We start from the raw sequence: 12,097 nt of genomic DNA, 5'->3' as shown, positions 1-12,097 counted from the left end.
ATAAATGTAATTTAAAAGAGCCGCCATTGTATTATTACGCGCTTATTATGCGACATAATTAACCTTTTATTTCCAATAAGCCGTGACAGTGATAGCAGTCACAAAACAACAAATCTCTCTCCAATATTAGTCTATTTCTCGCGATGGGATCGTAAAGGTTGCGATTTTGTAGCAAAATGACCAATAATGTTAAAATTACATTGAGTGACAATAACTTATGAAAAAAATCATCTTTGCCTCTGTCTTGGGACTCTCGGGAAACGTCATGGCCGCCGAAACGGTAAATATCACCTTGCTGGGTACTTCCGATCTGCACGGCACTTTCGTGCCCTGGGACTACGCCAGCGACACGGAAAATCTGGCGGGCAGCCTGAGCCAGATAGCCACTCGGGTCAAACAGGTGCGGGCCGAGCAGCCCAACCTGATCCTGGTGGACGCCGGCGACACCATTCAGGGCAACTTCGTCGAAACCTTCAAGCATGAGGCCGTCAGCCCGATGATGCTGGGCCTCAACGCGCTCAATTATGATGTCTGGGTAATGGGTAACCACGAGTTCGACTTCGGCCTGCCGGTACTGGCTACGCCGCTCAAGCAGTTCAAAGGCGCGGCGCTGGCGGGCAATATCGTCTGGGACAACGGCAAGCCTTACCTGCCGGCCTACACCATCGTCGAACGCCAGGGCGTGAAAATTGGCATTATCGGTATGGATACGCCGATGACCGCGGAATTCGCCAAGGGCACAGATCGCATCAAAGGGCTGAACTTTACCGATCCGGTGCAGGCGGTGAAACAGGTCATCAGGCAAATCGACAGCCAGGTCGACGCGATCGTGCTGGTGGCGCATATGGGCATCGACAACGAGAACCAGCGCCCCGGCACCGGCGTGGCCGACATCGCCAACGCCAACCCGGAGCTGGCGGCGATCGTCGCCGGCCACATGCATGTGAAGATCGATAAAGCGGTGGTTAATGGCGTCATCATCACCGAGCCGGATAAATACGGCCGCGCACTGTCGCGCATCGACCTGCAGTTTGAACACCGCGACGGCAAATTCACGCTGATCGACAAAAACAGCTACACCTACCCGATCAAAGGGCTGGCGCCGGACAGCGCCATGCAAGCGCTCTACCAGCCGTACCATGACATTTTGCGCGCCAACGCCAACCGGGTCGTGGCGAAGCTGAGCGGCAGCGATCTGGTGCCCGCCGACGAGTTCCGCGGCATTCCTCAGGTACACGTGCAGGATACCGGCATCAGCGCGCTGTTCCAGCAGGCCGCCCGCCACTATGCGCCGCTGGCGCAGGTGATTGCCCTGCAGATCGACAACGATCGCGCCAAATTGGACGTCGGCGACATCAAGGCCAAGGATATCGCCTTTAACTACCAATACGCCGGCGGCGAGATCACCGTGTATCAGCTCAACGGCAAAGCGCTTAAACGCTACATGGAGTGGTCCGCCGACTATTTCAATCAGCTGCAGCCGGGCGACGTCACCTACAGCTTTAACCCGGCGCGGCGATCGTCCAAATATTCCACCAACGATTTCTTCGACGGCGTCACTTACACCATCGATCTGCGCCAGCCCGCCGGCTCGCGCATCGTCGATCTGCGCCTGGCGGACGGGACGCCGGTCACCGACGACATGCCGATCCGCCTGGGCATGAACAGTTACCGCATGGGCCACCTGACGCAAAAGGGCGGCGCGCTGGAGGGGCAATCCTTCCCGGTGCTGTTTGACAGCAAAGCGCAATACGGTGAAGAAGAAGGCACTATTCGCCACCTGGCCCTGCGCTACCTGGCGGAAGTGAAACACGGCCAGTACCAGGGCGTGACGCCGCAGCGCTGGAAGCTGATCGGCCTGGAGGGGTACGAACCGCAGCGGGCGATCGTCAAACGGCTGCTCAATGAAGGCGTTATCCAGGTGCCGACCACCGACGATGGCCGCTACACCAACGTCGCCTCGATCAACGTCAAAGACGCGCTGTTCCGCAACGCCGACGATTACCGCACCGCCCTCACCTCGCTGGAAAAACAGCGGCAAACTACCGTGGATCCGGTACAACAGCGCCGCCTGCAGGATCGGATCGCGCTGATCAAAGCACTCAACGATTTCTGATCTTCGCCCATAAAAAAGGCCACCCAATGGGTGGCCAAACATGTCGAGATATTATTATTTCGTACTAAGATCTTAGCGCTTCAGCACCGCTTTTACCGCGTCGCCGATGTCCGCCAGGCTGCGAACGGTTTTCACGCCCGCCGCTTCCAGCGCAGCAAACTTCTCGTCCGCCGTGCCTTTGCCGCCTGCGATGATGGCGCCCGCGTGGCCCATACGCTTGCCTTTCGGCGCGGTTACGCCGGCGATGTAGCCGACAACCGGTTTAGTGACGTGTTCTTTGATGTAAGCTGCCGCTTCTTCTTCAGCGCTGCCGCCGATCTCACCGATCATCACGATCGCTTCGGTCTGCGGATCCTGTTGGAACATCTTCAGGATATCGATGAAGTTGGAGCCCGGGATCGGGTCGCCGCCGATACCCACGCAGGTGGACTGGCCCAGACCGGCATCGGTGGTTTGTTTCACCGCTTCATAGGTCAGGGTACCGGAGCGGGAAACGATGCCCACTTTGCCCGGCAGGTGGATGTGGCCAGGCATGATGCCGATTTTGCACTCGCCCGGGGTGATCACGCCAGGGCAGTTCGGCCCGATCATGCGCACACCGGCTTCGTCCAGCTTCACTTTCACGGTCAGCATATCCAGGGTCGGGATGCCTTCGGTGATGGTGATGATCAGTTTGATGCCGGCATCGATCGCTTCCAGGATGGAGTCTTTGCAGAACGGCGCTGGAACGTAGATGACCGAGGCAGTCGCGCCGGTCGCTTCAACCGCTTCGCGCACGGTGTTGAACACCGGCAGACCCAGATGCTGAGTGCCACCTTTGCCCGGGGTGACGCCGCCAACCATTTTGGTGCCGTAAGCGATAGCCTGTTCAGAGTGGAAAGTCCCCTGGCTACCGGTGAAGCCCTGGCAAATTACTTTGGTGTTTTTATCGATTAAGATGGACATTATTTACCCTCCACTGCTGCAACAACTTGCTGAGCCGCATCAGTCAGGCTGGTCGCAGCAATGATATTCAGGCCGCTGTCCGCCAGTTTCTTGGCGCCCAGTTCGGCATTGTTCCCTTCCAGGCGCACCACGACCGGGACGTTAACGCCCACTTCGGCCACTGCGCCGATGATGCCGTCGGCGATCAGATCGCAACGTACGATACCACCGAAGATGTTAACCAGAACCGCTTTCACCTTGTCATCGGACAGGATGATTTTGAACGCTTCGGTCACGCGCTCTTTGGTCGCGCCGCCGCCAACGTCCAGGAAGTTGGCCGGTTCGCCGCCGTGCAGTTTAACGATGTCCATAGTGCCCATCGCCAGACCGGCGCCGTTAACCATGCAGCCGATGTTGCCGTCGAGGGCAACGTAGTTCAGCTCCCACTGAGCCGCACGGGATTCGCGCTCGTCTTCCTGCGAAGGGTCACGCATTTCACGCAGTTCCGGCTGGCGGAACAGGGCGTTACCGTCGGCGCCCAGTTTGCCGTCCAGGCACACCAGATCGCCCTGCTTGGTGATCACCAGCGGGTTGATCTCAACCATCGCCAGATCGCGCTCCAGGAACAGCGTCGCCAGGCCCATGAAGATCTTGGCGAACTGGCTGACTTGCTTACCGGTCAGACCCAGTTTGAAGGCCAGCTCACGGCCCTGATAAGGCTGTGGACCCGCCAGCGGATCGATGGTCATTTTGTGGATCAGTTCTGGGGTTTCTTCCGCCACCTTCTCGATTTCCACGCCGCCTTCGGTAGACGCCATGAACACCACGCGACGGGTAGAACGATCCACTACCGCGCCCAGGTACAGCTCTTTATCGATGTCGGTCGCCGCTTCTACCAGGATCTGGTGAACCGGCTGGCCCAGCGCGTCAGTCTGGTAAGTCACCAGACGCTTGCCCAACCAGGCTTCCGCGAAAGCACGGATATCTTCTTTGCTGTTGACGACTTTAACGCCGCCCGCTTTACCGCGGCCGCCAGCATGAACCTGACATTTCACCACCCACGGGCCGGAGCCGATTTTGGATGCGGCTTCTTCTGCTTCACGCGGAGTGGTACAGGCGTAACCGGTTGGTGCCGGCATGCCATACCGAGCAAACAGCTGTTTTGCCTGATATTCGTGTAAATTCATGATGTTCTATCCATTCAGTTCTGAAGGTTTTTAGCCGGACCATTATTACGCGATAAACCGCATGGTTTTCCGGCCACATAGCACAGAGTGCGGGCGCGGCACGCCGCGCCCGGCAAGGGTTACTAGACGTCCAGCAGCAGACGAGCCGGATCTTCCAGCATCTCTTTGACCGTCACCAGATAACCGACGGATTCTTTACCGTCGATCAGGCGGTGGTCATAAGACAGCGCCAGATACATCATCGGCTGGATCACCACCTGACCATTGACCGCCATTGGGCGATCTTTGATGGCGTGCATGCCCAGGATGGCGCTCTGCGGCGGGTTGATGATCGGGGTAGACATCAGGGAGCCGAATACGCCGCCGTTGGTAATGGTGAAGTTACCGCCGGTCAGCTCTTCAACGGTCAGTTTGCCGTCGCGGCCCTTAACGGCCAGCTCTTTGATTTTCTTCTCGATGTCAGCCATGCTCATGGCGTCTACATCGCGCAGTACCGGCGTCACCAGGCCGCGCGGGGTAGAAACCGCGATGCTGATGTCGAAGTAGTTGTGGTAAACCACGTCGGAACCGTCGATCGACGCGTTCACTTCCGGGAAGCGCTTCAGCGCTTCAACCACGGCCTTGATGTAGAAGGACATGAAGCCCAGACGCACGCCGTGGCGCTTTTCGAAGGCTTCGCCGTACTGCTTGCGCAGGTCCATGATCGGCTGCATGTTGATTTCGTTGAAGGTGGTCAGCATCGCGGTGCTGTTCTTCGCCTCCAGCAGACGCTCGGCAACGCGTTTGCGCAGGCGAGTCATCGGCACGCGTTTTTCGCTGCGGCCGGCCAGAACAGGCTGCGGTGCGGCTTCAGCGGCGGCGGCCGGTTTGGCAGCGGCGCCGCCTTTGGCCAGGTGCGCTTCCACGTCTTCACGCGTGATGCGGCCACCCACGCCGGTGCCTTTGATGGCGCCAGCATCGAGATCGTGTTCAGCGATCAGGCGGCGAATCGCCGGGCTGAGCGCGTCATTGCTTTCTTCTTCCAGGCTCGCGGTAGCGCGCTGTGCAGGCGTGGCTTCTTTCTCTTGGCTCTTCTCAGCGGTCGGCTTGCCGGAGCTGTCGCCCGGACGGATGCGGCCGAGCAGCTGGCGAGACAGCACGGTCGCGCCCTCTTCTTCCACGATAGCATCGAGAATACCCGCTTCACTGGCCGGCACTTCCAACACCACTTTGTCGGTTTCGATTTCAACCAGGACTTCATCACGCTGCACGCTGTCGCCCGGTTTTTTGTGCCAGGTGGCTACGGTCGCATCGGCAACCGATTCAGGAAGGTCAGGAACCAGAATATCTACGCTACTCATTTAGCTTTCCCTTAAGTTTTTTATCATCTGCTTGCCGGCCCTCGGCCGGCAAGCGAGCGAACATTAGTCAATATTCAGCGCGTCGTTCACCAGAGCCTGCTGCTGCTTCTGGTGTACGGACATATAGCCCACCGCCGGAGAGGCGGAGGCCGGACGTCCTGCGTAACGTAAAGAAGCGCCGAACGGCACTACTTCACGGAAGTTGTGTTGGCTGCAGTACCAGGCGCCCTGGTTCAGCGGCTCTTCCTGACACCAGACGAAATCATGCACGTGCGAGTATTGTTCCAGCACGGCCTGCACGGCCTGATGCGGGAACGGATACAGCTGCTCGATACGCACGATGGCCACGTCTTTCTGCTCGTTCTTGCGACGCTGTTCCAGCAGGTCGTAATAGACCTTGCCGGAGCACAGCACGACGCGCTTGACCGCTTTCGGATCCAAGTCGTCGATCTCGCCGATCGCCGGCAGGAAGGTACCGTTGGCCAGCTCGTCCAGCGAAGAAATCGCCAGCGGGTGACGCAGCAGCGACTTCGGCGACATCACCACCAGCGGACGGCGCATACCGCGCAGCGCCTGACGACGCAGCATATGGTAAACCTGCGCCGGCGTAGACGGGACGCACACCTGCATGTTCTGCTCTGCGCACAGCTGCAGATAGCGTTCCAGACGCGCGGAAGAGTGCTCAGGGCCCTGGCCTTCATAGCCGTGCGGCAGCAGCATCACCAGGCCGCACATACGGCCCCATTTTTGCTCGCCGGAGCTGATGAACTGGTCGATAACGACCTGTGCGCCGTTGGCGAAGTCACCGAACTGCGCTTCCCAGATGGTCAGCGTGCGCGGTTCCGCCGTGGCGTAGCCGTATTCGAACGCCAGCACCGCCTCTTCGGACAGCACAGAGTCCCAGACTTTGAATTCGCCCTGGCCGCTGTGGATGTTCGCCAGCGGAACGTAGACGGAACCGTTTTTCTGGTTGTGCACCACTGCATGACGGTGGAAGAAGGTGCCGCGGCCGGCGTCTTCACCGGAGATGCGGATCGGGATGCCTTCATCCGCCATGGTCGCGTAAGCCAGCGTTTCGGCAGCGCCCCAGTCGAACGGCTTGTTGCCCGCCGCCATCTCGGCGCGGTCAGCGTAGATTTTCGCCACGCGCGACTGCATTTCAATCGCTTCCGGCACGGTGCTGATGCGACGTGCCAGCTCTTGCAGGCGCTTCATCTCAACCTTGCTCGGGTACTCTTCGTCCCACTCGTGGTTCAGATACGGTGACCAGGTGAAGGAGTGCAGGTTCATCGGACGCCACTCTTCAACCACGCAATCGCCGCGGTCGAGCGCGTCGCGGTACAGGTTGACCATTTCCGTGGCATCTTCCAGACTGGCCACTTTCTGCTCGGTCAGCACGTCAGCGTAGATTTTGCGCGGCGTAGGGTGTTTCTTGATCTTCTGATACATCACCGGCTGGGTAGCGCTCGGCTCGTCGGCCTCGTTGTGCCCATGGCGACGGTAGCAGACCAGATCGATCATCACGTCACGCTTAAAGGTGTTACGGAAATCCAACGCCAGGCGGGTGACGAAGGCCACGGCCTCCGGATCGTCCGCGTTAACGTGGAAGATCGGCGACTGAACCATTTTGGCGATGTCGGTGCAGTATTCGGTAGAGCGCGCATCCAGCGGGTTGGAGGTGGTGAAGCCAACCTGGTTGTTGATGACGATACGCACGGTGCCGCCCACTTCGTAACCGCGAGCCTGAGACATGTTCAGGGTTTCCTGAACCACGCCCTGGCCGGTGATGGCGGCGTCGCCGTGGATGGTGATCGGCAGCACCATGTTGCTGCGCGCTTCGTCCAGACGATCGCGACGGGCACGTACCGAGCCCATGACCACCGGGCTGACGATCTCCAGGTGCGACGGGTTGAACGCCAGCGCCAGGTGAACCATGCCGCCTTCGGTTTCCACGTCGGAAGAGAAGCCCTGGTGATATTTCACGTCACCGGTGCCGAGGTGTTCTTTATGCTTACCGGCGAATTCGTCGAACAGATCGGCCGGCTTTTTGCCCAGCACGTTGATCAGCACGTTCAGACGGCCGCGGTGGGCCATGCCCAACACCACTTCGCGCGTGCCGTTCTTACCGGCGTGGCGCACCATCTCTTTCAGCATCGGCACCAACGCGTCGCCGCCTTCCAGCGAGAAGCGTTTGGCGCCCGGGAATTTGGCGCCCAGGTAGCGTTCCAGGCCTTCCGCCGCAGTCAGCTCGTTCAGGAAACGGCGTTTTTCGTCGGCGGTAAAGCTGGCGCGCCCCACCACCGATTCGATGCGCTGCTGGATCCAGCGTTTCTCTTCGGTGTTGGTGATATGCATGTACTCAGCACCGATCGACCCGCAATAGGTCTGCTTCAGCGCGGCGTACAGATCGCCCAGCTTCATGGTTTCTTTGCCGATGGCGAAAGAGCCCACGTTGAAGGTTTCCTGGAAATCGGCTTCGGTCAGGTTGTGGTAAGCGGGATCAAGGTCAGGAACTTGCTCGCGCTGCCACAGGCCGAGCGGATCGAGGTTGGCATGCTGATGCCCGCGGAAGCGGAAGGCGTTGATCAGCTGCAGTACCTTGACCTGTTTGGCGTCGGTTTCCGGATCGGTGATGGTGGTATTGTAGCGCGCGGAGTCTTTCGCCAGGCGGCGGAAGTAATCGCGCGTTTGAGAGTGAAGCTGATCGGGTTTGACACCCGCGGTTGGTAGCTGTTGAAAAATGGAACGCCAGCTATCTTCAACGGAACCCGGATCGGTTAAGAAGTCTTCATAGAGCTGTTCTATGTAAGACTGGTTCGCGCCCGCCAGATAGGAGGAATCCAGCCAGGCCTTCATTGCGCCGTTCTGCATCATGATCCCTTAAGCTTTGAAGCTTTAGTTTTCGCCGTGGTTAACATAATTACCGTGATGAATACGGTTTGCCGTAAAACGGTTCACTCGACGTACTTGCGGCCATGACGGCCCGATACGTTCTGTTATGGACCTTGCGGTCCCTTACAAGGAACCTCTAAAAACCGGCGGAAGAACCAGGCTGCATAGCGCCGCAGCCGCGGGTCAGTTTTTAGAGGTTCCCTCCCCTATGGGATGTGCGCCGGAAAAGAGCCCGGCGCAGCATCTCATTCCGTTTATGCGCCGCGTTGCAGCAGCATGGACTTGATATGCCCGATCGCACGCGTCGGGTTCAAGCCTTTAGGACATACACTGACACAATTCATAATGCTATGGCAGCGGAAAACACTAAAAGCGTCGTCCAGATCATCTAAACGTTCTTGCGTTTCCGTGTCACGGCTGTCGATCAGGAAGCGATACGCCGCCAACAGACCGGCTGGGCCAATGAACTTGTCCGGGTTCCACCAGAACGATGGGCAAGAGGTCGAGCAACAGGCGCACAGGATGCACTCGTACAGACCGTCCAGCTTGGCGCGTTGGTCCGGCGACTGCAGGTGCTCGCGCGCCGGCGGGTTCTTGCCGTCGTTCAGCAGGTATGGCTTGATCTTTTCATACTGGGTATAGAACTGGCCCATATCCACCACCAGATCGCGCACCACCGGCAGGCCCGGCAGCGGACGGATCACGATCTTGCCGTTGCCTTTGCGCAGCGACGAAATCGGGGTGATGCACGCCAGGCCGTTTTTACCGTTCATGTTCAGGCCATCGGAACCGCATACGCCTTCACGGCATGAGCGACGGAACGACAGGGTCGGGTCTTTTTCTTTCAACTGGATCAACGCATCCAGCAGCATCATGTCGCGACCTTCTTCCGCTTCCAGGGTGTAATCCTGCATGTGCGGCGCGTCATCGACATCCGGGTTGTAGCGATAAATGGAAAATTCGAGTTTCATCTGTCGATCTCCGCAATTAGTAAGAACGCACTTTCGGCGGGAATGCCGGGCGCAGCTTCGGTTGCATGTTCACTTCACGACGCGTCATGCTTTCCGATTGCGGCAGATACAGCGAATGGCACAGCCAGTTGGCGTCATCGCGTTCCGGGTAGTCGAAGCGGCTGTGCGCGCCACGGCTCTCGGTACGGAAGTTGGCCGACACGGCGGTGGAATACGCGGTCTCCATCAGGTTATCCAACTCCAGGCACTCGATGCGCTGGGTGTTGAACTCGCTGGAGGTATCGTCCAGGCGTGCGTTCTTCAGACGTTCACGGATCACTTTCAGTTCTTCCAGGCCCTTGGCCATCGCATCGCCTTCGCGGAATACCGAGAAGTTGTGCTGCATGCAAGACTGCAGCGCTTTGCGAATTTCGACCGGGTCTTCGCCGGAACGGGTGTTGTTCCAACGGTTCAGACGGTCCAGCGAGGCTTCCACGTCGGAGTCGCTGGCGTCACGGCTCACGCCCTGCTCTTCCAGCGATTCCTGCAGGTGCATGCCGGCGGAACGGCCGAACACCACCAGGTCGAGCAGCGAGTTGCCGCCCAGGCGGTTGGCGCCGTGCACCGATACGCAGGCGATTTCGCCCACGGCGAACAGCCCCGGGATCACCACGTCTTCACCCTTCTCGTTCACGGTCAGCGCCTGGCCGGTCACCTTGGTCGGAATGCCGCCCATCATATAGTGACAGGTTGGGATAACCGGGATCGGCTCTTTCACCGGATCGACGTGCGCGAAGGTGCGGGACAGCTCCAGAATGCCCGGCAGACGGGATTCCAGTACCTCTTTGCCCAGGTGATCCAGCTTCAGCTTGGCGTGCGGGCCCCAAGGACCGTCGCAACCGCGGCCTTCGCGGATTTCGATCATGATCGAACGGGCAACCACGTCGCGGCCCGCCAGATCTTTGGCATTCGGCGCATAACGCTCCATGAAGCGCTCGCCGTGTTTGTTCAGCAGGTAACCGCCTTCGCCGCGGCAGCCTTCAGTCACCAGTACGCCCGCGCCAGCGATGCCGGTCGGGTGGAACTGCCACATTTCCATGTCCTGCACCGGCACGCCAGCGCGCAGCGCCATGCCGACACCGTCGCCGGTGTTGATGTGGGCATTGGTGGTGGACTGATAAATACGGCCTGCGCCGCCGGTCGCCAGCACGGTGGCCTTGGCTTTGAAGTAAACCACTTCACCGGTTTCGATGCAGATAGCCGTGGTGCCGACCACCGCGCCATCCTGGTTTTTCACCAGATCGAGCGCATACCACTCGGAGAAGATGGTGGTGTGGTTTTTCAGGTTCTGTTGGTACAGGGTGTGCAACAGCGCGTGACCGGTACGGTCGGCTGCGGCTGCGGTACGCGCCGCCTGCTCGCCGCCGAAGTTCAGCGACTGACCGCCGAACGGGCGCTGATAAATGCGGCCGTCGTCCAGACGAGAGAACGGCAGGCCCATGTGTTCCAGTTCCAGAATTGCTTCCGGGCCGGTTTTACACATATATTCGATGGCGTCCTGGTCACCGATATAGTCGGACCCTTTCACCGTGTCGTACATATGCCATTCCCAGTTGTCCTCGTGGCTGTTGCCCAGCGCGACGGTAATGCCGCCCTGTGCAGACACGGTATGGGAACGGGTCGGGAAAACTTTGGACAGCAGGGCACAGGTCGAGCCCGCTTGGGAAATTTGCAGCGCGGCACGCATGCCCGCACCGCCGGCGCCGATTACGACGGCATCAAACTCTCTGACTGGCAGTTTCATTTAAGCACCCCACACTACGATTGTTCCGTACAGTAAATAGACCAGCAACGCGACCACGACAGCCAGCTGCAACACCAGGCGAACCGCCAGCGGCTTGACGTAGTCCGTCAGCACCTGCCACAGCCCGATCCAGGCGTGCACCAGAATCGACAGCAAGGTCAGCAGAGTGAACACTTTCGTAATGGAAGTGGCGAAGAAACCGCGCCAAATGTCATAAGTGAGTTCCGGAGCCGTGACGAAAAAGCCCAGGATATACAGGACGTACAGGGTGATGATGATCGCGGAAGCACGCAGCAGCAGCCAATCGTGCACGCCGTTGCGCCCTAATGCAGAAACGTTGTTTACCATACGAGGACTCCAGCCAGAACTGACAGCACGACGGTCAGACCGATCGCCACCTGGGCGGAACGGGTACCGGCGGCCAAACTCTCTTCGATGTAGCCAAAATCCATTAACAAGTGACGGATGCCACCGCAAATGTGATAGGCCAGCGCCGTGAGGATGCCCCAGAATATGAATTTGACGATGAAGCTATTCATGATGGCGGCCGCCTGCAGGAACCCCTCTTGGGAAGAGAGTGACAGGCCCAGCAGCCAGAGGAGGATACCCACGGCAACGAAGGTAATTACGCCAGAGACTCGGTGTAAGATAGACGCTATCGCAGTTACGGGGAACCGGATCGTTTGCAGATCCAAGTTGACAGGTCGTTGTTTTTTCACGTATTTGCCCACACAGCTCTTATTATTTTCCTTCCTCCGGGCCTGGGCGGGGATCAGACAGCGTTAAGAGCCTAAAACCCTTACACGTCACGCGCTCAAACATCAACATCCTCTGTGCTCAAACGGCGCGCATTTATAACGCTGGGTGCTCCTACTTCAGGGTAA

General features: G+C 58.8%; 9 protein-coding genes. 1 reads left to right on the top strand and 8 read right to left on the bottom strand.

Annotation, left to right across the window (positions count from 1 at the left end):
- The first annotated feature begins 217 nt into the window (after positions 1 to 217).
- Complete coding sequence (locus WA302_RS02320) at positions 218 to 2,116, top strand: bifunctional metallophosphatase/5'-nucleotidase (protein WP_313259669.1); 1,899 nt, start codon at positions 218 to 220, stop codon at positions 2,114 to 2,116.
- Between the two features lie 72 nt (positions 2,117 to 2,188).
- Here the strand turns inward: WA302_RS02320 and sucD are convergent, their stop codons facing one another.
- The 8 genes from sucD to sdhC all read right to left on the bottom strand — a co-directional run bounded on the left by sucD (position 2,189) and on the right by sdhC (position 11,944).
- Positions 2,189 to 3,061, bottom strand: coding sequence for a succinate--CoA ligase subunit alpha (gene sucD / locus WA302_RS02315; RefSeq protein ID WP_004939878.1), 873 nt, complete (start codon positions 3,059 to 3,061; stop codon positions 2,189 to 2,191).
- Positions 3,061 to 4,227 (bottom strand): ADP-forming succinate--CoA ligase subunit beta, encoded by a 1,167-nt coding sequence (gene sucC, locus WA302_RS02310; RefSeq protein WP_025301883.1) that lies wholly within the window; start codon positions 4,225 to 4,227, stop codon positions 3,061 to 3,063. Before sucC ends, sucD begins: the two co-directional genes overlap by 1 nt.
- Positions 4,228 to 4,349: 122 nt before the next feature.
- The gene (odhB, locus tag WA302_RS02305) at positions 4,350 to 5,567 is read right to left on the bottom strand and encodes a 2-oxoglutarate dehydrogenase complex dihydrolipoyllysine-residue succinyltransferase (RefSeq protein ID WP_060447623.1); all 1,218 of its coding nucleotides are present in this window, start codon (positions 5,565 to 5,567) and stop codon (positions 4,350 to 4,352) included.
- A 63-nt stretch (positions 5,568 to 5,630) separates the two neighbouring features.
- Entirely contained in the window at positions 5,631 to 8,438 is a 2,808-nt protein-coding gene (sucA, locus tag WA302_RS02300) for a 2-oxoglutarate dehydrogenase E1 component (protein ID WP_025301881.1), read from the bottom strand.
- Between the two features lie 275 nt (positions 8,439 to 8,713).
- Complete coding sequence (locus WA302_RS02295; RefSeq protein ID WP_025301880.1) at positions 8,714 to 9,430, bottom strand: succinate dehydrogenase iron-sulfur subunit; 717 nt, start codon at positions 9,428 to 9,430, stop codon at positions 8,714 to 8,716.
- Positions 9,431 to 9,446: 16 nt separating this feature from the next.
- Entirely contained in the window at positions 9,447 to 11,213 is a 1,767-nt protein-coding gene (gene sdhA, locus WA302_RS02290; protein WP_015376974.1) for a succinate dehydrogenase flavoprotein subunit, read from the bottom strand.
- Entirely contained in the window at positions 11,214 to 11,561 is a 348-nt protein-coding gene (gene sdhD, locus WA302_RS02285) for a succinate dehydrogenase membrane anchor subunit (RefSeq protein ID WP_004939891.1), read from the bottom strand.
- Entirely contained in the window at positions 11,555 to 11,944 is a 390-nt protein-coding gene (gene sdhC / locus WA302_RS02280; protein ID WP_004939893.1) for a succinate dehydrogenase cytochrome b556 subunit, read from the bottom strand. The genes sdhD and sdhC overlap by 7 nt, the downstream gene beginning before the upstream one ends.
- Between the last annotated feature and the right edge of the window lie 153 nt (positions 11,945 to 12,097).

It is taken from the genome of Serratia sp. 201, from assembly GCF_037027545.1.
GTDB lineage: Bacteria > Pseudomonadota > Gammaproteobacteria > Enterobacterales > Enterobacteriaceae > Serratia > Serratia bockelmannii.
The sequence above is the reverse complement of the archived record's forward strand: the minus strand, read 5'-3'. Positions and strand labels throughout refer to the sequence as shown.

Bases quoted from the DNA above. Each gene is read 5' to 3' on its own strand.
- WA302_RS02320 (WP_313259669.1), top strand. From the start codon at position 218: ATGAAAAAAATCATCTTTGCCTCTGTCTTGGGACTCTCGGGAAACGTC.
- sucD (WP_004939878.1), bottom strand. From the start codon at position 3,061: ATGTCCATCTTAATCGATAAAAACACCAAAGTAATTTGCCAGGGCTTC.
- sucC (WP_025301883.1), bottom strand. From the start codon at position 4,227: ATGAATTTACACGAATATCAGGCAAAACAGCTGTTTGCTCGGTATGGC.
- odhB (WP_060447623.1), bottom strand. From the start codon at position 5,567: ATGAGTAGCGTAGATATTCTGGTTCCTGACCTTCCTGAATCGGTTGCC.
- sucA (WP_025301881.1), bottom strand. From the start codon at position 8,438: ATGCAGAACGGCGCAATGAAGGCCTGGCTGGATTCCTCCTATCTGGCG.
- WA302_RS02295 (WP_025301880.1), bottom strand. From the start codon at position 9,430: ATGAAACTCGAATTTTCCATTTATCGCTACAACCCGGATGTCGATGAC.
- sdhA (WP_015376974.1), bottom strand. From the start codon at position 11,213: ATGAAACTGCCAGTCAGAGAGTTTGATGCCGTCGTAATCGGCGCCGGC.
- sdhD (WP_004939891.1), bottom strand. From the start codon at position 11,561: ATGGTAAACAACGTTTCTGCATTAGGGCGCAACGGCGTGCACGATTGG.